General features: G+C 38.2%; 15 protein-coding genes and 2 tRNA genes. 12 read left to right on the top strand and 5 right to left on the bottom strand.

The window, feature by feature from the left end:
- Nucleotides 1-8: 8 nt before the first annotated feature.
- The 3 genes from tusD to punR form a co-directional block, all read right to left on the bottom strand.
- Complete coding sequence (gene tusD / locus FNZ24_RS04510; RefSeq protein WP_153913231.1) at nt 9-398, bottom strand: sulfurtransferase complex subunit TusD; 390 nt, start codon at nt 396-398, stop codon at nt 9-11.
- Nucleotides 399-495: 97 nt separating this feature from the next.
- Nucleotides 496-1,158, bottom strand: coding sequence for a Bax inhibitor-1 family protein (locus FNZ24_RS04505; RefSeq protein WP_153913230.1), 663 nt, complete (start codon nt 1,156-1,158; stop codon nt 496-498).
- 341 nt (nt 1,159-1,499) lie between these two features.
- Complete coding sequence (punR, locus tag FNZ24_RS04500) at nt 1,500-2,402, bottom strand: DNA-binding transcriptional activator PunR (protein WP_153913229.1); 903 nt, start codon at nt 2,400-2,402, stop codon at nt 1,500-1,502.
- A 127-nt stretch (nt 2,403-2,529) separates the two neighbouring features.
- On the opposite strand from punR, the gene punC reads away from it, so the two are divergent.
- The 5 genes from punC (at nt 2,530) to FNZ24_RS04475 (ending at nt 7,737) form a co-directional block, all read left to right on the top strand.
- Nucleotides 2,530-3,822 carry a purine nucleoside transporter PunC gene (gene punC, locus FNZ24_RS04495; RefSeq protein WP_153913227.1) on the top strand — a complete coding sequence of 431 codons (1,293 nt, stop codon included), beginning with the start codon at nt 2,530-2,532 and terminating at the stop codon, nt 3,820-3,822.
- Between the two features lie 80 nt (nt 3,823-3,902).
- A tRNA-Ser gene (locus tag FNZ24_RS04490) sits at nt 3,903-3,993 on the top strand.
- 806 nt (nt 3,994-4,799) lie between these two features.
- Nucleotides 4,800-6,410: a BCCT family transporter gene (locus tag FNZ24_RS04485; protein WP_153913226.1), complete on the top strand. Its 1,611-nt coding sequence runs from the start codon at nt 4,800-4,802 to the stop codon at nt 6,408-6,410.
- A 540-nt stretch (nt 6,411-6,950) separates the two neighbouring features.
- The gene (locus tag FNZ24_RS04480; protein WP_153913224.1) at nt 6,951-7,352 is read left to right on the top strand and encodes a MerC domain-containing protein; all 402 of its coding nucleotides are present in this window, start codon (nt 6,951-6,953) and stop codon (nt 7,350-7,352) included.
- Between the two features lie 294 nt (nt 7,353-7,646).
- A tRNA-Ser gene (locus FNZ24_RS04475) sits at nt 7,647-7,737 on the top strand.
- Between the two features lie 775 nt (nt 7,738-8,512).
- On the opposite strand, the gene FNZ24_RS04470 is transcribed toward FNZ24_RS04475, so the two are convergent.
- Together FNZ24_RS04470 and FNZ24_RS04465 are read right to left on the bottom strand one after the other, a co-directional pair.
- The gene (locus FNZ24_RS04470) at nt 8,513-11,515 is read right to left on the bottom strand and encodes an EAL domain-containing protein (protein ID WP_194944994.1); all 3,003 of its coding nucleotides are present in this window, start codon (nt 11,513-11,515) and stop codon (nt 8,513-8,515) included.
- A gap of 593 nt (nt 11,516-12,108) precedes the next feature.
- Nucleotides 12,109-14,136, bottom strand: a complete 2,028-nt coding sequence (locus FNZ24_RS04465) for a S9 family peptidase (RefSeq protein WP_228768377.1) — start codon at nt 14,134-14,136, stop codon at nt 12,109-12,111.
- 449 nt (nt 14,137-14,585) lie between these two features.
- On the opposite strand from FNZ24_RS04465, the gene FNZ24_RS04460 reads away from it, so the two are divergent.
- The 7 genes from FNZ24_RS04460 to FNZ24_RS04430 all read left to right on the top strand — a co-directional run bounded on the left by FNZ24_RS04460 (nt 14,586) and on the right by FNZ24_RS04430 (nt 20,536).
- Entirely contained in the window at nt 14,586-15,848 is a 1,263-nt protein-coding gene (locus FNZ24_RS04460; protein ID WP_228768376.1) for a metal-dependent hydrolase family protein, read from the top strand.
- Nucleotides 15,849-16,024: 176 nt separating this feature from the next.
- Nucleotides 16,025-16,426 (top strand): GFA family protein, encoded by a 402-nt coding sequence (locus FNZ24_RS04455; protein WP_153913220.1) that lies wholly within the window; start codon nt 16,025-16,027, stop codon nt 16,424-16,426.
- A 42-nt stretch (nt 16,427-16,468) separates the two neighbouring features.
- The gene (locus FNZ24_RS04450; protein ID WP_153913218.1) at nt 16,469-17,167 is read left to right on the top strand and encodes an aspartate/glutamate racemase family protein; all 699 of its coding nucleotides are present in this window, start codon (nt 16,469-16,471) and stop codon (nt 17,165-17,167) included.
- Nucleotides 17,168-17,242: 75 nt separating this feature from the next.
- Nucleotides 17,243-17,653, top strand: a complete 411-nt coding sequence (locus tag FNZ24_RS04445; protein ID WP_153913217.1) for a VanZ family protein — start codon at nt 17,243-17,245, stop codon at nt 17,651-17,653.
- A 427-nt stretch (nt 17,654-18,080) separates the two neighbouring features.
- Nucleotides 18,081-19,049 (top strand): AAA family ATPase, encoded by a 969-nt coding sequence (locus tag FNZ24_RS04440; RefSeq protein WP_153913215.1) that lies wholly within the window; start codon nt 18,081-18,083, stop codon nt 19,047-19,049.
- Nucleotides 19,050-19,106: 57 nt separating this feature from the next.
- Entirely contained in the window at nt 19,107-20,033 is a 927-nt protein-coding gene (locus FNZ24_RS04435; RefSeq protein WP_194944993.1) for a DUF58 domain-containing protein, read from the top strand.
- A complete protein-coding gene (locus FNZ24_RS04430) occupies nt 20,030-20,536 on the top strand; it encodes a DUF4381 domain-containing protein (protein WP_153913212.1) in 507 nt (168 codons plus the stop codon). The genes FNZ24_RS04435 and FNZ24_RS04430 overlap by 4 nt, the downstream gene beginning before the upstream one ends.
- The last annotated feature ends 116 nt before the right edge of the window (nt 20,537-20,652 follow it).

Below are 20,652 nucleotides of genomic sequence, written 5' to 3'. Positions count from 1 at the left end.
GCGTCATCTTAAAAACAAATAAGCCTATCAGACTCTTCTATACCGGTGACAAGTTCACCTAAACCACCCATCACAAAATGAGTGCTGGCATTAGCTGATGTTTTGTTATTTTCTTGAGCGTCTTGTTCTGATAAAACGCCACGTCTAAGTGCTGCTGAGACACAGTTTACTAGCTTAAGGTTATGCTCTTTAGCAAGCTTTTCCCAAGCACGATGTAAGTCATGCTCATCTGAGGCAGGGCAAATAAGCGCACTGCTATTTGTCACGCCATCTTGGTAAAAGAAAATACTACTGACTTTATGACCCAGAGACAATACGCTCTCAGTAAAGCGAAGCGCTCTAAAACTGGCCGTTGAGCCATAGACTGTGCCATTAACTTGGATAATAAATTTATTCATAACAATAAAAAATGGCTCCTGTAAGGGAGCCATTTTAGCGTAGTTAACTGATTAATCACAAGGTCATCGACCGAGGAATAAAGCAGGCACTCACAGATTAATCATCGTTACCCATGCCTAACAAGTGAAGTAGGGCCATGAATAAGTTAATGAAGTTTAAGAATAATGAAATCGTAGCGCGAATGTAGTTAGTTTCGCCACCGTTTACGATACGGCTTGTATCATAAAGGATTAGACCGACCATGATCATTGCAACAGCTGCCTGTAGAGCCATGAACATTGCGCCGCTATTAACGAAGAACATATTAATGAGTGATAAACCGATAACCACTAATAAGCCAGCAAATAAGAAACCACCCATGAAGTTGAAGTCTTTCTTAGTGGTAATGGCATATGCTGAAAGCGAAATGAAGATAACCGAAGTTAAACCAAAGGCTTGCATAATTAACTCAGGGCCATTAGCCATTCCAACATAGTGGTTAAGAATGTAGCCTAATGATGCGCCTTGCATACCTGTGAAGGCAAAAATCCAAGCTAAACCTGAAGCGTTATCTGCTTTTTTCAACGTCACCATCATCACTACGATACTACCAAGTGATAGACCGATAGACATGAAAGGACCGATATTCATTGCCATCGCAACACCTGCCATTACAGCAGCAAATGCTAGTGTCATAGACAATAACATGTATGTGTTTTTAATGAGTTTATTGGTTTCCATCGTCGTGGCTTGCTGGCCAGACAAAGTTTGTTGATTCATAACAGTCTCCAAGACGTTAAAAGGGTTGTTCCTTAATGAAAAAAATCTGGAACAAATTGATAAATTACTAATTACTTAAGTTGATGATACCTCAGCTTTACTCCAGCTTAAAGTTATCTTCATAAACGAATTGATTTAACGTCGAAAAAACGCTTTCGACTGCTAAATCAATCAGCTTTTGTTGTTTTTTGCTTTTTATAAATGTCATTGTTAAAGAATTAACTTAACTGAACATTAATTTATTACCCGACTGAGTGAACTAAACCGTATTTTGAGCCCATAGTTTTAAGAAGTCACATCCAATATATACAAACATGGGGGCTAACAAAGTCATTTTCAAGTTAAGCTAGCCACTCTCTATGTAACTTGTCAGTATCACCTAAGTAGTCTAGAACCCATTCTAGCGCAGGAGACATTTTCTCTTGATTCCATGCTAAACAACAAGGGCTGGCATTTTTAGGATTCTCTAATGTTTTTGAGATAAGCGAGCCTGACTGTATAAAAGGTTTAGCTAGGTTAAGCGGCATATAGCCAATACCTGAGCCGTCTCTGAAGCAATTAATTGCCCTAATCCAATCAGGCACCACTAAACGACGCTGATTATCTAATAACCAAGTGGTACGTTTTGGGATTTCACGTGAAGTATCTTCAAGACAAATAGAAGGGTATTGACGGAGTTCATCATCAGTTAACGGGCGATCAATTGCTGCCAGAGGGTGGTTTTTACTTACCAAGAATGCCCATTCAATATCACGCATATCTTTATATTGGAACACGCCACCAACAGGGATAGCTGTTGTGGCACCAATAGCAATATCGCTTCGACCAGTAGCTAATGCTTCCCAAACGCCATTAAATACTTCAATTCGGATGATTAACTCAACATCACTAAAATGGCGATAGAAATCTGAAATTAATACGCTGATTCGATCTGCGCGAACAATATTATCTAATGCTATTGATAAAGTGGGTTGCCAGCCGTTAGCAACGCGTTGTGTACTGCGTTTTAAATCGTTCATTTCTGCAAGCAGTTCACGGGCGTGTTGCACAAAATGTTTACCAGGCTCAGTTAAACTCACACTTCGGTGATGCCTTTCAAACAAAATGACACCAAGTTCATCTTCTATTTGTTTTACTGCGTAACTGACGGCTGATGGAACTTTGTGCAATTGATTGGCTGCTGCGGTGAAACTACCAACACGCGCGACTATATCAATCATTTCCAATGCTTGTTCTGAAAGCATAGAGGGCTATCCTTTGCTGTGAAAATTTATGAATGCAATCATCAAAAGTAAACGTTTCACAATACTTTTGCAAGTCATTAGACTGCACGCAGTTTTTTAATCGTCCCAATTTGGAAATCATTTTTACATGAACAATGCATCAATTAAGTCTACTGAAACAAAGTCGTCAGGTTCTACGCCTGCTAACTTACAGTACTTTATTTTATTAGCTTATCTCGCTTTATTAAGCATGTTGGGTTTTATCGCCACCGACATGTATTTACCTGCGTTTCAAAACATTGCCGACTCATTTTCAACCAGCTTAAATAATGTTGCCTTTTCCTTGACGACCTTTTTGGCAGGTTTGGCACTGGGTCAATTGTTATATGGCCCGTTAGTTGAAAAAGTCGGTAAGCAAAATGCATTGATTATTGGTTTGGCCTTGTTTGCAGCAGCAAGTGGCGCGATTGTAGCCAGTGAATCTATTTTGATGCTAAACATTGCACGTTTTTTCCAAGCCCTTGGTGCTTGTAGTGCAGGTGTCATTTGGCAAGCCATTGTAGTTGAAAAATATGATGCTGATAAAGCACAAAAAATATTTTCAAACATTATGCCTCTTGTTGCTTTATCACCAGCGGTAGCGCCATTAATTGGGGCTTCTATCGTCAGTAATTTTGGCTGGCGCGCAGTATTTGTAACTTTAGTCATTATTGCATTATTGTTGATTGTATTAACCAAGTGGCTGGTTGCTAGCGAAACCAAGCAAGTAGAAGTACAAGAAAGCATTAGCTATAAAAGCATTTTAAAAAATACTCGTTACTTAGGAAATGTGGTGATATTTGGTGCTTGTTCAGCTGCATTCTTTAGTTACTTAACGGTTTGGCCGAGTGTGATGATTAAGTTTGGTTATGAAGCTCAGGCTATTGGACTTAGTTTTATTCCACAAACAATTATGTTTATTGTGGGCGGGTACATGAGTAAGGTACTGGTGAAGAAGTTTGGTGCACCAGTCGCACTTAAATATGTTCTTGGTTTATTCTTTGTCTGTGTTGCACTTATTGGCATCGTAACTTTAGTTATTCCAATGAATACAATTTATCCATTATTAATTGCATTCTCTGTGTTAGCAGCAGGTAATGGTGCTATTTATCCTATTGTTGTGAATAACGCGCTACAACAATTTAGTAAAAACGCGACCAAGGCTGCGGGTTTACAAAACTTTATTCAAATCGGCATGGCATTTGGTGCTTCAAGCATTGTCGCTATGTTGGCTCAATATGCTGAAATGACTATCGGTTTAGGTATTGTGTTAAGTGCTATTGGTGTTTATTTTGGCTATTTATTATCAAAGCATGACAGCTGGGATAGTGTTAAAAATAACTTTGTAAAACCAGATCCTGCTCGTATTGGACTTTATTCAGATAAAAATTCAACAGATTGATGCTAAGACAGGCAATCAGAATATTTTATTAGTTTAATACTTTACAGAGCACGTCGAGGGCATTATTATTCTCGGCGTTCGGAGAGATGGCAGAGTGGTCGAATGCACCGGTCTTGAAAACCGGCATGGGTTTGTAGCCCATCTAGGGTTCAAATCCCTATCTCTCCGCCATATTTAAGACGAAAGGCTCATCAGAAATGATGAGCCTTTTTTCGTTCTTGTGTATTTGTAATTAGGCATGGGTTTGTAGTTCATCAATGTAGGGTTCAAACCCTTATCTCTTCGCCATATTTATCGAAAGAGCCCGTTATTGAAAAATAGCGGGCTTTTTTGTGTCTGAATTTTGGAACATTGTAAATTGGTTTGTAGCGCAATCCATTTAGGGTTCAAACCCCAATCTCTCCGCCATATTTAGAAAAGCTCGTTACTGCAAAGTAACGAGCTTTTTGCTATCTAGAATTTAATATATAAAATTACATGGGTTTGTAGTTCAACAATGTAGGGTTCAAACCCTTATCTCTTCGCCATATTTATCGAAAGAGCCCGTTATTGAAAAATAGCGGTTTTTTTGTGTCTGAATTTTGGAACATTACAAGCTGGTTTGTAGCGCAATCCATTTAGGGTTTAAACCATATCTCTCAGCTATATTTAGAAAAGCCCGCTACTGAAAAGTAACGGGCTTTTTGTTTCTTTAATTTGGAATATATGAAATAGTTTTTTTTTGCCATGCTTATTTATTTTCGTTAATTGATCACTGGTGCGCTTTAATTATGAGTGCTTTAGGAATGAAAGCTCAACATCAAAGTTTGCGAAAACTTATTGTGCTATAATCCCGCACTTGGGATTTGCTTGTAGCCTTGATTTTTCTCATTTAGGAGGCATCACAATCGATATAGTGATGCAGGTAGCTAATCAAACATTAAGCAAAATGGAGTGGTCTTTATATTCGTTAATCGAATATACGAACATCATAAATTATGAGTTTTAAATCAGACAAATACAGTATTGAATCAACAGATTATCAAATTGGACAAGATAACGTTAATAAGTTGGGTATGGATGTCCACAACACAGTTTTTACCGCCTCAGTTGGCTTATCTCTTCTATTCATCATTACCTTACTCGTACTTTCACCAGCAGAAGCTAAAGCTGCCATTGATGCAGTAAAAGGCGCAGTGCTTTCAAATTTTGACTTCCTATTTATGTGGGGAGCCAATTTAATGCTACTTTTTGCTGTTGTTATTGCGTTTTCACCTTTAGGGAAGATCCGTTTAGGTGGTGATAAAGCCAAGGCTGACTATTCCATGATGTCATGGATAGCGATGCTATTTGCCGCAGGAATGGGAATTGGGTTAATTTTTTGGGGCGTAGCAGAACCAACTGCATTTTTTACTAATTGGTTTGGTACTCCGTTAAGTGTTGACCCTTATACTGCAGAAGGCCGTGAAGTGTCATTAGGGGCGACTGTTTTTCACTGGGGTTTTCATGCATGGGCGATCTATGGGATGACTGCGCTGTGTCTAGCTTATTTTGTTTATAACAAAGGGCTCCCTTTATCTATGCGATCAGTTTTTTATCCAATATTCGGGGATAAAGTCTGGGGCAAAACAGGCGATGTTATTGACGTATTAACTGTGCTAGTAACCTTGTTTGGTTTAGCGACTTCTCTTGGGTTAGGTGGAACGCAGGCTGCAAGTGGGATTAGCCATGTGTTTGGCTTTGATAATAATATCTTCCTCCAGCAGAGTATTATCCTACTCATTATGGGGTTAGCTATTTTCTCTGTACTGCGAGGCATGAATGGAGGGGTGAAGTTGTTAAGTAACCTCAACATGATTATCGCCTTTATTTTTATCGGCTTTATTGCAGTACTGAATTTCACCACAGTGCTTGACTCACTGGCTACTGCGGTGACGGGCTATGTAAAAAATATCATTCCTTTAAGTCAGTCATCTGGACGTGATGACACGACATGGTTACATGGTTGGACAGTTTTCTACTGGGCTTGGTGGGTAGCGTATGCGCCATTTTTCGGCATGTTTGTCGCACGTATTTCAAAAGGCAGGACAATTCGTCAGTTTTTATTATGTGTATTGATCATTCCTACAGCCGTAACCACAGCATGGATGTCAACATTCGGTGGCGTTGCGATTCAGCAGGTCATTGATAAAGTAGGGCAGCTAGGTATCGATCAAGGTATTACAGACGTATCGCTAAGTTTGTTTTATATGCTTGAGGCTTATCCTCTGGGCAATATTTTATCGCTAATTGCTATCGCACTGATTATTGTTTTCTTTGTGACTACTCTTGATTCTGGTTCTATCGTCATTGATGGTATGACTGCCGGCGGTAAATTAGAAGTCCCTGCTCGCCAAAAGGTAGTATGGGTTGTGATCTCTGGAGCAATCGCGATGGTCATGTTATGGATTGGAGGGACGCAGTCAATTCAAGCATTACAGTCAATTACGATTATTGCCGCGCTGCCTTTTACAATCATTTTGCTTTTAGGTTGTTTTAGTTTAATTAGAGGCTTGCTCACTGAAGTTGAGCAAAAAAGTAGAATGGATAATACTGATAAAGTAGCTTAGTTCAATGAATAAAGTAGCTTAGTTAATAATTACAGTAACTTAGTTCTAACATGGATTCTATGTATTGATTTATCAGGTATAGAAAAGATAGCGTTTTATCTCTGACATATTTTAAAGGCCCGTTACTTTATGTAATGGGCTTTTTTGTATCTGATACAAATACACTAGCTGACTTCCTTCAGATAGACCAAGATCAAATTGAAACCTGTCGTATAAGAGGGCAGTTTGAAATCGTTGTATCGATCAAAATGTCTCTACAACTTGAAGAGGATCTTGCCACTTATAATGGTGAATGAACCTAGAACAATACAGTTAAAGGACAAATCAAGCTGCATTGGTTTAATACTTCTGCTTCGTGCAAGTTAATATGAATTTTTTTATAAGCTTACTTATTTAAATCACAGTTAGACTCGGCTCTAATAATTTAAAGCTTGTTATGTAAAGGTGAACAATATAAATGATATATAGTAGCATTTTGAGCGGTAATCAGGTCTAATATTAGCTTGAACTGTTAAACCCCATTGTGTTTTAAGGAAGAAAATGAACCACGCCATTCAGTCTGTGTTAGACAAATTTGCCATAGCGATTTCTGCTTTGTGTGCAATACATTGTGTTGCGCCCCCAGTTTTACTTGCTTTGCTACCATCATTGTCAGCTTTGCCATTATCTGATCATCTGTATCATCAAGTGATGGTTTGGATTGTTTTACCAACCAGTTCTATAGCGGTTTTATTGGGTTGTAAGCGTCATAAAGACACGAAAGTTTTATTGTTAGCAGTAACCGGACTCATTGCATTAGCGGCATCAGCCCTTTATGGCCATGACTATTTAGGTGAGGTAGGGGAAAAAGTGGCAACTATCTTTGGTGCAGTCATTGTAGCTTTAGCTCACATTAGAAATTTCAAATTATGTCGAAAGCAAGAATGCTGCAATGGTAACTAATTAACTCCATTATTTATTTGCTTCAACGAGATGATTGATTAAGAGTCACTTTCTGTTTAAGGAAGTGACTTTTTTATTTGCTAACATCTTTTATATCGGCTTTTATATCAATTTGGTTTAGGCGTGGAACAAATGAGATCCTACAGTTTGATGTAAATTAGCTTGAGTGTTTGAGGTTAATTTATCCAATGATGACAAAAAACGATCAGAGTGATGTTAACTTAGACAAACAGCTAATAATTACTAAATTATCCTTTACAGCAAACCGTCATCCCCTTATTATTCTCGGCGTTCGGAGAGATGGCAGAGTGGTCGAATGCACCGGTCTTGAAAACCGGCATGGGTTTGTAGCCCATCTAGGGTTCAAATCCCTATCTCTCCGCCATATTTAGAAAAGCCCGCTAATTAATTAGCGGGCTTTTTGCTTTGTTGAATTTGAGTTAGTTTGACGAGAGAGTTAAAAGGTTTGTAGCACATTAATGTAGGGTTCAAATCGCAATCTCACCGCCATATTTATCGAAAGAGCCTGTTATTGAAAAATAGCGGGCTTTTTGCTTTGTTGAATTTGAGTTAGTTTGAAGAGAGAGTTAAAAGGTTTGTAGCACATTAATGTAGGGTTCAAATCGCAATCTCACCGCTATATTTATCGAAAGAGTCTGTTATTGAAAATAGCGGGCTTTTTTGTGACTGATTTTTGGAATATTGCAAATTGGTTTGTAGCGCATTCCATTTAGGGTTCCTCTTTCAAAAAATAGGCTATCTCTCCGCCACATTTAGAAAAGGCCGCTAATTAATTAGCTGGCTTTTTGCTATCTAGAGTTTAATACATAAAACAACATAGGTTTGTAGTTCAACAATGTGTAGGGTTCCACTTTCAAAAATATGCTATCTCTCCGCCATATTTAAGACGAAAGGCTCATCAGAAATGATGAGCCTTTTTTCGTTCTTGTGTATTTATAATTAGGCATGGGTTTGTAGGTCTCTGTTTAGGATACAAATGTTCAACTTTCCGCTTTATTAGAGACGTAAGGCTCATTAGAAATGTTGAGCTGTATTTCGTTGTTCTATTTTTACAATCAAAGTAGCTCGTCGTAGAAGTTTTGCGTGCTTTTGTCTTTCGGGATTAGAAAGAACAGCAAAAATGATAAGGCAAAAATTTATTAAAATGATCTATTTAAAACCTTGTTATCTTGACTTGATTTATAGAAATTTTCATATTCAGTGATTGGAAGAGGTTGGCTAAATAAATAACCTTGCCCCCAACGACAACTATACTCGTTCAAAACACGTATTTGTTTGGTTGTTTGAATTCCCTCAGCTACAACATCAATACCTAGTTCATTCGCCAACTGCAATGTTGAACAAACAATCGCAAGATTACCCTCATTTATTTGTTCGATAAATATACGGTCTATTTTTAAGGTATCAATGGGTAATTTATCGAGATAACTTAATGATGAATAGCCAGTGCCATAGTCATCAATAGCTATTCTCACACCGATTTTTCTTAATTTTTTAAGCAAATTCGTCACAATTTCAATATTTTGCATTAAAACGCTTTCGGTAATTTCAAGTTCAAGTTTATTGGCTGTAATTTCATAACGTTTTAGTGAAGTTACTATATTTTCAATTAACTTGCCCGTCATGAGTTGTACTACAGAAACATTGACTGAAACTTTCTGGTGGTAAAAACCTTGTCTTTCCCATTGCTGTATATTTTTGCATGCTTGATCGATAACCCACGCTCCGATAGGAATAATTTCTCCTGAAAGTTCGGCTGTTGGAATGAAACGATCTGGAGAAATAAGGCCGTGTAATGGATGATTCCAACGGAGCAAGCATTCGCAACCGATTTGATTTCCGGAAACTATTTCAACAATTGGCTGAAAGTATAATTCTAGTTGGTTGTTATCTAACGCTTGAGGGAGTTCAGACTCAATAAATAATTTCGCTGTTGCTTGTTTTCTCAAAATGCTGGAATAACAAAAATAGCCTGCTGATGACTCCTTAGCTTTATACATCGCTGTATCAGCAGCTCGAATTAGATCATATACATTTGAGCCGTCTTTAGGATAAATCGCAATACCAATACTAGTGGAGATGAATAACGAGTTATCATCAATTTGTATTGCTGTGTGAAGCCCATTAATTAATTTTTTAGAAACTAAAATAGCTTCATTCACATTTAAAATATTATCTAACATAATGGTAAATTCATCACCACCGAAACGAGCAAGCATGTCATCTTTTCTTAGATTGCTACGAAAGTTCTTAGCTACTTCTATTAGTAATCGATCCCCAAATTCGTGACCCAGACTATCATTGACATATTTAAAGCGATTTAAATCTAGAAATAGTATTGCAACAATTTTGTTTTCTGCTTTAGCTATGTTTAATATCTTTGTTGTTTCTTTAATAAATTTACGTCTATTAGCTAAATTAGTAAGTGGATCATTGAATGCATATTTTTTAAGCTCATCTCTAGATTTAACTAACTCGTTTGTTCTAGCTTTAACTTGGTTTATTAGAATCTTATGAGTGCCAAATAAGGTTAAAATAAGTAACACGCAAAGTGTGCCAAATACGGATTCATAGAAAAGAGCATTTACAGAATTGTTGGCTTGAATAAGTGAAACCGTTTGATGAGAAACACATAGAATGACCTCCCAATTTCTTGTCGCAACGTGAAGAGGAAATGAAACTTCAATCGCGTTATGAGTGGAATCATCTTCACTAGGGTGGTTGTTAAAAATCTCATCTCCATTAGCATCGAGATCTTTAATCCTAATATTGATGTAGTCTGAGTATTTATTTATGCTGCCCAGTACAATATCACTTACAACAAAAACTCCTACAGCGTAACCTGATAAGCTTAGAGATTGCGTTAAGTAGTCATTACTGAGGGAAGGCCCTTTATTAATTGGGTAAAAAATCAGAAAACCTGGTTCTTGAGTTTTCAGTTGAACTAAATTGATAATCTCTGTCGCTACCGGAGTATTTAAGTTTTGAGCTTTAATCATCGCTTCTCGTCTAGCTTCATTAGAAAAAACATTAAACCCAAATGCTTTTTCGTTAAATCCAAAAGGTTCAATCCACTTGACCACGACTAATGGGTCTTCCTTTTGTATAGGTGTTCCTCGCACTGTAAACTCTGAAGAAATCTGATTTTTTACACTTCTCTCGAATTCAAGCTTTTCATTTTGTTCAATTATAGGATTCCACGAAAAAGCTTGAATTCCCTTATTTTTTTGGATGAGCGGTAATGCTAAATTTTTAAATTCTTCTTGGGTAATAGTTTCTTTTCCTGAAAGTTTATCAGCTAGTTTAGATAGGGTGTATAAATAAGTTTCAACCTGGTGATTAAGTTGTTTTTCAATTAGTTCTGTATTTAATTTTATTTCTTCGATACTGCTTTTTCTAATAGAAACACCAGTGTATTTTTGAATGGCGACAAAGGTAACCAATAAAAATATTAATGGATATACAAGTCCACGATAATGCCCGAAAACCAGAAAGGTCGGCTTGTTAAATTGCAACAACGCCAAAAAGATAGGTGTAACGATGATTATGCCAAGGAAATTCCCTTGCCACCAGATAGCCAAGTTGGTCCAAAATAGTTGAGGCTGACTTGTTATTAGCGCCATATCAACTAACAAACAGCTGCTAAAACTACCGATAAAGCTACTAAGAAGCGCGAAGAAAATAAAAATGGTCACTATACGTAGCGTTGGAGCTTCAATTATATTTACTGAGAAGTGTGCCAACAGGCGATAGTTAACCCACGCTTGTATTGCTGAAATAATTCCAATACCTAGTGATATTAATATCAAAGAAATCTCAATTGGATTGCTATTTAATAACTGGCTACCAATTTGGAAAATAACGGATCCAAAAAAAATTGCAGGTAAAAAATATGCTCTATATTTTATGCAACTAGCAAGAGCGATCCCAGCCGCTGGCCATAGTGAGGAGACTTGGTTTGAAGGGCTTAACAGGAAAAACGTATAAGCCGATGCTATATATAATAAGAATAAAACTATGTAGTTAGAATTGAAGCCAGAGTAACTAGTCGTTAAATCAGAGGAGCTGAACTCAGACGAAGTGGATGTGCTTAAAGGCTTCAATTTACCTTTAAACTTCATACTCTCATCACTTTTCCTCATTAAAAACATCCCTGAAAGTTAAGCTCCTAATTTGAAGTGTAGTCAATAATTAATTTTTTTTTAGTATTTAATAAATTTTTTCATGTAAACAAATGGGCCTCCATACTCGCTGCAATGACAATTGAAAGTGAGTTTTTATATGCTCCGTTTAAACAGGTTAGCAACTGTTTACAGCTTATGATTTCCTAATACACATGCTTCAATTTGTGGATAGGAAGTTAATATTAAACGAAGTTTATTTTAAAATTAATCAAGGAAAGGACTGTGACGTTTTAGGTTTTTGAAAAATAAAAGTTAACTCGAAGTAAGTAGCCCTTAGCCTGAATAGATTTAAGGATGAAAGATGTTAGGGCGTGTTAATCATCCAATGAAGGGGCTTACTAAATACAGAGTCTACATAATTGAGCGAATGTTACTTAGATTGCTTGGCGGCACTTCATTCGCCGAATCTAATCCGTTTTTATCTCGAAAAACATCCAACCAGTAAAAATCAACCTGTAAAGTTCTACATGGCCTAGTTAAAAATTTAATTAAAAACCAGCATGTTCTTTAACTTAACATGCTGGTTGATTGATTTTATTAATGAGCGGTTCTTATGGTTGATATTGCTCAAACCACCAAAGAATATGGGCAACTTTAGACATTAAGTTACTGGGTCTTTTATAAATACCATGAGGCGCATCTGGTATTCTGACCATTGCGGTGTCGATGTTACGCAGTTTAAGTGCTTGATAATACTGCTCAGTTTCAGCGATCGGCGTTCGTTGATCGGCATCACCTGTTAAAAGCATAGTTGGCGTAGTGACATTACCAACGTAACTAATTGGCGAGAGTTTCATGTAATGGGCCGTATCTTCCCATGGCATTTTTTCAAACCAGTTTTTAATCACAAACGGGTAAATATCAGTGGTCAATGCAAAGCTATACCAGTTAATAACAGGCTTGGCGACAACTGCAGCCTTAAATCTGTCGGTATGACCGATGATCCATGCTGTTAATACGCCGCCACCTGAGCCACCGGTGACAAACAAAGCATCTTCATTAATTGCATCTTGGGCGATAACGCCATCAACAACCGACATTAAGTCATCATAATCTTGGCTTGGATAGTTATTGTGAATAGTTTGGGCAAACTCTTTACCGTAACTGTCACTACCTCGTGGATTGGCATACACCACAACATAACCGCTTGCCGCCATTAGCTGAACTTCAGCAGAAAAGTGAGGGCCATAGTTAGTAACTGGGCCGCCATGAATCTCTAAAATAAGTGGAAATGTTTTACCTGCTTTTTTATCAGCTTCGTAATTAGGTGGATATGCTATCCAAGCTTGAATATTACGGTCGTCATAAGATGACTTCACATTGATTTCTTTAATATCTGCGAGAGTTTTGTAATCCAATGCATCACTGTTTAAATCAGTTAACTGCTTAGTTGTCCCTTTGCGAGTAATAGCAATATCAGCTGGTCGTTGTGGATTTGAGTAGGTGAATGCAATTGTGCCATTTTCTGATACATCAAATTCGCTGCCAGTATATGGGCGACCGAAAGCGAGTCCGCCAAGGTTTTGAGCAACAATTTTGCGCTTACCATTTAACGGTTGATAGGCAACGTAAGTTTCACCTTTATCGTGATAACTCATGTATACGGCTTTACTGTTATCAGCCCACTTTATGCTATTAATTGAACGATCTAAATCGGTTGTTATCGCACGTTTGTTTTTGCCGTCGATATCCATGACATAGAGTAGGGTGTTCTCATAGTTCATGTGGTGTTGATCGAAACCTAAATACGCAATGTATTTCCCATTAGGTGATACATGTGGGGCATTGTCAGGGCCCAATCGTTCGGTTAATTGTGTCACTTGCTGAGTGTTAAGGTTAACACTAAAAATATTACTGTCAGTCCATTCAAGCTCTTTATCTTCACGGGTATTGGTAGAGTAAATTAGTTGCTTACCGTCTTTAGACCAACTGATATTGCCACGATGATCAAATTCGCCTTGGGTGATTTGTCTTGCAGAGCCCCCATTGGCTGACATAACGAAGATATGGCTGTTGCCAGGTTTGGTAAGACCTGCGCCATCAAATCGGTAGTACATATCATCAATGTAAACAGCTGGTTTAGCCCAATTTGCGTTTTGTGGTTTACCTGGCAATGACACTACTGATTTAGGCTTGCTTGGTACAAAGCGAGTAAAAGCGATTTGAGTGCCATCAGGCGACCAAGTTAGGTTATTTGGACTGTGGCTGAAATGGCTCATTTGGCCAATATCACCCGTTTCTAGCCATTTGATGTGTATTTGAGGTGAGCCACTGGCTGTTGAAATATAAGCGAGCTTAGAGTTATCTGGAGACAGTGTAGGTGAGAAGTCCACATGCAAACCGTTAGTCACAGGAGTTAGTTGTTTTTTGTTGTCGACTTTCCAAATATTTCCAAGCTTTTTATCGTTATGTATGTCCATGTAATTGCGGACAAAATACACTTCATCGCCATCATTGTTGATTTCAAGGTTGGAGGCATATTCCAATGTGAAGATATCTTCAAGTTGTAATGTATTGGTAGAGGGGACTGTCGTTATGGTATCGGCTAGTGCTGACGATGTGCCAATGGCTGCGGCCATTGGCGACATCATTAACACCAGATATATGCCTTTGTTCATGAGTATTCCTTGACTATTAATGAAAGCGAATGAGGTTCGATGGACTTTTATAACCCTTTTTTATATTAATTAGAGAGTTAATTTTGTAAGCATAAATTACCACAAGACAAATAAATGGTAAAATAATGTGAATCTGTATTTACATTGAGGTCTTGTGAGTTATATTAAGTGCCTATTGATAAGTGCCTATTGATAAGTGCCTATTGATAAGTGCCTATTGATAAGTGCCTATTGATAAGTGCCTATTGATAAATGTCTAAGGATATAGGCCTTTAAAGGTTATCCCTGATAATGTGCGAAATAACAATCTGAACTCAAAACTTGATAATAAAGCCTTTGTTGCTGCTGGTATATTTCTTATGAAAACAATAAAAAAAGTACAATTAACACAAAAATTAACGCTAGCTGCAATGATGGCCAGCGCTTTGTTGTCACACTCTTCCTTTGCTGAAACCAAAGTTATCCATGCAGGTGAGTTACTCACTGTTCCAGGCAAATCACCACTGACTAAGCAAACCGTTGTTATTCAAGACGGTGAAATTATTGCAGTTAAAAAAGGCTTTATTGCGGCGAATAAAATTGCCAAAGATGCCAAGCTGATTGATTTGTCAGACAGTTTCGTTATGCCTGGCTTAATGGATATGCATGTCCATTTGCAAATGGAGCTGGGGCCAAATAACACCAAAGACATAGTGAAACTCTCTGATGCTGATGTCGCAATGAAAAGTGTTCATTACGCTAAAACTACCTTGATGTCAGGTTTTACTACAGTAAGGGATTTATTAAGTGAACCTGAGCAAATGTATGCACTGCGCGATGGTGTAGAAAAGGGTTGGATTGAAGGTCCACGTATTATTGCCGCAGCAGGGGTTACCATCACGGGTGGTCATTTAGATGCTGATGGTATGGCACCTGATTTATTAGCAATGAAATCACCTAAAACCATATGTGATGGCCCTTACGAGTGCCGTAAAATGACTCGAGAAGCCATTAAATATGGCGCTGATGCCATTAAAGTGGCCTCAACTGGTGGGGTATTATCAGATACTGATACAGGTACAGGCCAACAAATGACAAACTTAGAGTTAAAAGAAATTGTTGAAACGGCTCACGGCTTAGGCCGTAAAGTGGCCAGTCATGCTCATGCAACAGCAGGCATTAATGCAGCACTACGAGCAGGTGTCGATAGCGTAGAACATGGCAGTTACGCTGATGATGAAACTATTAAGTTATTTAAACAAACAGGCGCATATTTAGTGCCTACATTGTTAGCTGGCGCGACTGTTGTGGAAATGGCTGAAACTTCTGATTTTATGTCTGAACCTGTAAAAGCGAAGGCAATTAGAGTCGGTCCAGATATGCTGGCTAACTTTGAAAAGTCATATAAAGCAGGCGTTAAAATTGCGTTTGGCACTGACAGTGGTGTGTCTAAACATGGTATTAATGCTCAAGAAGCTGTTCTAATGCATCAAGCGGGTATGACAAATAGCGATATCTTAAAATCAGCTACAGTGAATGCAGCCGATCTTATCGATATGTCTGATAAGTTAGGTACCATTGAAACAGGAAAATATGCCGACATTATCGCTACAGATGGCAGCCCACTTAAGAATATTGAAGAGTTATTAGATGTGGATTTCGTCATGAAAGGCGGCGTGGTGTATAAGCAGTAATCCTTACCTTCGCTTCGATTCATAGTAAAGTGATTGAATAAACAATTCATACATCATTTAATAAAAAAGGAGCTTAGGCTCCTTTTTTGTTAGCATTTTTTATTAATCTTAATTTAAGTCATTCTTCTAACTAAGCGTGGTAACGTAAAACTAGTTTGAATTCACAAGGAAGAGAAATGGTTAATTTAACAGAGGTTGATGGTGTCGAGGTTATGCCTAAACATAGAGCCAGTTGTCATTGTGGCTCGGTGGTCATGGAGCTTTCTTTATCAAAAGGATTACAGGATGTTAGGCGCTGTGATTGCAGTATGTGTCGTCGCCGAGGTGCTATTGTTGCATCAATCAATTTAGATGATATTCAGTTTATTCAAGGTGAGCATGAGTTAAACGTCTATCAATTTAATACCAAAACAGCTAAACATTATTTTTGCCGTCATTGCGGAATTTATACCCATCATCAACGACGCTCAAACCCGAATCAATTCGGCTTTAATGTGGCTTGTTTAGCAGGTATTAATCCGCTAAAAATTGATCAAATAAAGCTATATGATGGCGTTAATCATCCAGCTGACCGTTAGGTTCAGCAAAGTATTGTGTTAATTCAGTTTATTAGGAAAAATATGAAAACCATCGGTTTGTTAGGCGGGATGAGCTGGGAGTCCACTGCTAGTTATTATAAAGCGATCAATGAAGGCGTTAACCAGCAATTGGGTGGTCTACATTCCGCTAAAATTAGCTTGTTTAGTGTTGATTTTGATGAGATTGAAAAGCTGCAACATCAAGGAGACTGGCAGCAAACAGCATCTATCTTGTCTGAAGCCGCTCAACGCGTTGAAAAGGCTGGTGCAGATTTTATGCTGATATGTACTAACACCATGCATAAAGTGTATGACGATATCGCCGCCGCCATTAATATCCCCATTTTACATATCGCAGATGCTACAGCAGACCAACTGAAGCTTGATAATATTGATACCGTTGGCTTACTTGGGACTGGCTTTACTATGAAACAAGATTTTTATAAAGGCCGCTTAAAGTCCTTGCATGGTATTGATGTTATCGTCCCTCATGATGCGCAGCAAAAAGTTGTTCATGACATAATTTATCAGGAACTATGTCTAGGGGAGTTTAAGCCATCTTCTAAAGCCAGTTATCTGCAAATTGTCGAGGATTTATTCTCTCGAGGGGCTCAAGCAGTCATCTTAGGTTGTACTGAAATTGCTTTACTGATTAATCAATCTGATACCCCTATTGCGCTTTACGATACCACGGCAATACATGCGGAAGCGGCGATAAAGTTAGCATTAAGCAGAGATTAATTATTTTAGTGGGTTTGGGGTTAATGATTTTGATGGCAATTGGATGGCTATGTCACTTAAATTTGGAGCAATGGAATGCATAGATATTTTCACTATTTTTCTTTTATCTTATTAATCATCTTTATTATGTTTGTGAGTTGGATAATTTTTCAAGCAAATATCGGTGCGAATAACTTATTTTTTAGTTGGATTAGGACAATCCCTTATGGAGATAAAATAGGTCATTTCTGTATTTTTGGTTTTTTAACGTTTGTGAGTTTATTTGCCAGCCGCTTTCATCATTTCTATTTAAAAAGACTCCGAGTTTATTCTGCTGCCTTAGCTGTCACGGTAGTGGTCATTGCTGAAGAAATAAGCCAAGGCTTTATTCCTTCAAGAACACTTGATGCAGGAGACTTAATTGCAGATATGGCGGGTATTGTGTTGTTTAGTGTTGGTGCTATATGGCTTAATAATCAACTTAAGATCTATAAAGCATCAGTTTAAGAGCCATAAAATACTTACTCAAGGTGAAAAACATTAACTTAATGTTGTTTAAGTTATAAAGGATAACAGGTGAGCAAGCGACTCTAAGAGATTTTCGTCACTTGCTTGCTGTCATGAGGAAATATCATGACAGCAGTCATGTAAACAGCAGTCATGTAAACAGCAGTCATGTAAACATCATTGGGTTTTATTGACACAGCTTATAAAAGCATCATAATTTTAAACAGTTATCGTGGTAATAGTTCTTATATAAACCTAACGCACCATGAGCCTAATAGGATTGAACAGTATCAATGTATAAATTCGAATGAATAATATCGAGTTTGTAAGGTGTTGTTAATTAAGATTTAATTCTTATGATATTTTTGATTATTGTCTTTGGATGAATTTATTTCACCCAGTTTAAATGGATTTAATAGGAAACAATATGAGTGATTGCTTCGAACAGATACAGCAGTTAAAACAACAAATTCAATCATCAGTAATTGGCCAGTCTCATGTGGTAGATGCATTACTGTTATCACTATTAACCAATGGTAACGTGTTACTCGAAGGCTTACCTGGTACGGCTAAAACTCGCTCCATTAAGACCTTAGCAATGGCGTTAAATGTCTCTCTAGGCAGAGTACAGTTCACCCCAGATTTATTACCTTCAGATGTCACGGGTACTGAAATTTATCAAGAGGTCTCGGGCAAGCCAACATTAACCTTCCAACCAGGCCCCATTTTTAACAATCTTTTATTAGCCGATGAAATCAATCGTTCTCCTGCCAAGGTACAAGCAGCGTTACTTGAGGCTATGGAAGAAAGGCAAGTCACTGTTGCAGGGAAAACACATCAACTGCCTGAGTTATTTATGGTGTTGGCAACGCAAAACCCCATAGAGCAAGAAGGAACATACCCACTTCCTGAAGCGCAAATGGACCGCTTTATGATGAAGATATTATTGGATTATCCAGATGATGAAGCGGAATTAAGCATTATCGAGTTAGTAAGGGCTGAAGAGTTAAGTAGCGATAATACTTTATCTTGTATTGATGCTGACAACATTTTTAAAGCCAGGGAGCAAATCAAGAAAATTACCATGACACCCGCTATTACGGCCTACATTGTGGCGATCGTGATGGCCACAAGGAAGCCTGCGAGGTACCCAGATTCTTCTTTATCAGAATGGTTAACGGTAGGCTCAAGTCCAAGAGCCAGTATTGCTTTAGATAAATGCGCTAGAGCGGCTGCATGGTTAGCTGGAAAAACCTTTGTCGATCCTGATGATGTACGCAGTATCGTTCATAGTGTGTTACGTCATCGTTTAGTGCTCAGTTACGACGCAATAGCTGATGGCATTACCCCAGATATGGTCATTGATGAACTACTACGTCAAGTTGTCGCGGCCTGATTATAGGCAATATGACAATTCAACCTTTGAACATAATAAAACTCATAGGTGGTAAAGGTGACTCAAGCTTCAAATGAAATTTATACAAGTTTAGCGCAGCTAACTCAGCTGCAATATCGAGGCGCTGGGATTAAGTTCATACCATTTCAAGCTGTAAATAGTGTATTGAATGGACGCTATGCATCAAAATTGCGTGGCCGAGGGTTAAACTTTGAAGAGTTACGTCATTACCGAGCTGGTGATGATATTCGGTGTATGGATTGGAAAGTCACTAAGCGTACAGGTAAACCCCATATTAAAGTGTTCACAGAAGAGCGTGAACGCAATGTTTTTCTGTTAGTAGATCAACGCGCAGCAATGTTTTTCGGTAGCAAAGGAAAAATGAAATCAGTTATCGCAGCTGAACTAGCCTCACTCATTGGTTGGCGAATAGCGGCAGCAGGCGATCGTATTGGTGCCATAGTATTCAACGACAGTCATAATCGCGTGTTCCCTGCAAAACGGGGAAAACAGCATTTAACCCAAATTTTGACTTCAGTTGTCGAACTTAATAATCAATTAGGGTTAGGTAAAGTGAGTCAAAATACGAATAAGAGTTTAAACAACTGCTGGCATAAAATAGCTAATGTGTGTGGCCATGATTCATTAATTATTTATATCGGTGATGGCAATGGTTGGGATGATAAAACCACGCACCATATGAAGAATATTCGACGTCACAATGAAGTGATTGCTTGTAATGTTATCGACGCGCTAGAGCAGCAGTTACCAAGTATGACTCAAATGGTGGTCAGTGATGGTGAATTACAAATTCAATTTGACGCACTAGGGAAAACCAATCAAGCGTATCAAGCTCAAATCCAATCTAAACTCACTCAATATGCGCAAACAGCTCGCAAGTTTCGTGTCCCATTGTTGACGATTAATACGCTTGAACCCGTTGAAAAACAGCTGCAACAGGCATTTAGCAAGGGGGGAGAATGAGCTTATTTTATGAAGGTTGGGGCGCAACCATCGTCAAAGAGTTAATCGAAACCTCACCACCAAGTAGTATCAACTGGTGGCCGCAGACGATGGCATGGCAAGTGATAGCCATTATTGGTCTATTTTGGTTGCTTAGAAAGGTTTATCAGCGTTGGCGATTGTATCAACACAATGTTTATCGCCGAGACGCGATTACTTGGCTAGAACGATTGCCTGATTATCAAAGCTTAACTGAACAGCCTATTTATCGTCAGTTACCTAATTTACTGCGTAAAACAGCCCTAGGGGGTTATCAGCGTAATGAAATTGCATTGTTGTCAGGTCAAGACTGGACTGAATGGCTAGATAAGCAGTGCGAGCTGTCTCAATTTGGTGCTAATGGTGCAATTACCCTTCACAGGTTAGCGTATGACGCCTCGTTAACGATGACAGCTGAAGACATCTCAACATTAACCCAGCAAATTAAGCTGTGGATTCATCACCATCGGGGCGCTTATGTGTGAATGGAAAGCAGATATTGATGCTGTGTGTAAACACTTAGCCAGGTTGCTAGGACAAATACCTGTTCATTTAAAATCACGAACACAAGCACCTTCAAAAGCACATCCACAACCAGCTT

The sequence above is a fragment of the Shewanella sp. TC10 genome (genome assembly GCF_009663145.1).
In the GTDB taxonomy this organism is placed as follows: Bacteria; Pseudomonadota; Gammaproteobacteria; order Enterobacterales; family Shewanellaceae; genus Shewanella.
The sequence above is the reverse complement of the archived record's forward strand: the minus strand, read 5'-3'. Positions and strand labels throughout refer to the sequence as shown.

What these genes read in the sequence shown, in the direction of transcription:
- tusD (WP_153913231.1), bottom strand. Translation starts at nt 398, where the DNA reads ATGAATAAATTTATTATCCAAGTTAATGGCACAGTCTATGGCTCAACG.
- FNZ24_RS04505 (WP_153913230.1), bottom strand. Translation starts at nt 1,158, where the DNA reads ATGAATCAACAAACTTTGTCTGGCCAGCAAGCCACGACGATGGAAACC.
- punR (WP_153913229.1), bottom strand. Translation starts at nt 2,402, where the DNA reads ATGCTTTCAGAACAAGCATTGGAAATGATTGATATAGTCGCGCGTGTT.
- punC (WP_153913227.1), top strand. Translation starts at nt 2,530, where the DNA reads ATGAACAATGCATCAATTAAGTCTACTGAAACAAAGTCGTCAGGTTCT.
- FNZ24_RS04485 (WP_153913226.1), top strand. Translation starts at nt 4,800, where the DNA reads ATGAGTTTTAAATCAGACAAATACAGTATTGAATCAACAGATTATCAA.
- FNZ24_RS04480 (WP_153913224.1), top strand. Translation starts at nt 6,951, where the DNA reads ATGAACCACGCCATTCAGTCTGTGTTAGACAAATTTGCCATAGCGATT.
- FNZ24_RS04470 (WP_194944994.1), bottom strand. Translation starts at nt 11,515, where the DNA reads ATGAGGAAAAGTGATGAGAGTATGAAGTTTAAAGGTAAATTGAAGCCT.
- FNZ24_RS04465 (WP_228768377.1), bottom strand. Translation starts at nt 14,136, where the DNA reads ATGGCCGCAGCCATTGGCACATCGTCAGCACTAGCCGATACCATAACG.
- FNZ24_RS04460 (WP_228768376.1), top strand. Translation starts at nt 14,586, where the DNA reads ATGATGGCCAGCGCTTTGTTGTCACACTCTTCCTTTGCTGAAACCAAA.
- FNZ24_RS04455 (WP_153913220.1), top strand. Translation starts at nt 16,025, where the DNA reads ATGGTTAATTTAACAGAGGTTGATGGTGTCGAGGTTATGCCTAAACAT.
- FNZ24_RS04450 (WP_153913218.1), top strand. Translation starts at nt 16,469, where the DNA reads ATGAAAACCATCGGTTTGTTAGGCGGGATGAGCTGGGAGTCCACTGCT.
- FNZ24_RS04445 (WP_153913217.1), top strand. Translation starts at nt 17,243, where the DNA reads ATGCATAGATATTTTCACTATTTTTCTTTTATCTTATTAATCATCTTT.
- FNZ24_RS04440 (WP_153913215.1), top strand. Translation starts at nt 18,081, where the DNA reads ATGAGTGATTGCTTCGAACAGATACAGCAGTTAAAACAACAAATTCAA.
- FNZ24_RS04430 (WP_153913212.1), top strand. Translation starts at nt 20,030, where the DNA reads ATGAGCTTATTTTATGAAGGTTGGGGCGCAACCATCGTCAAAGAGTTA.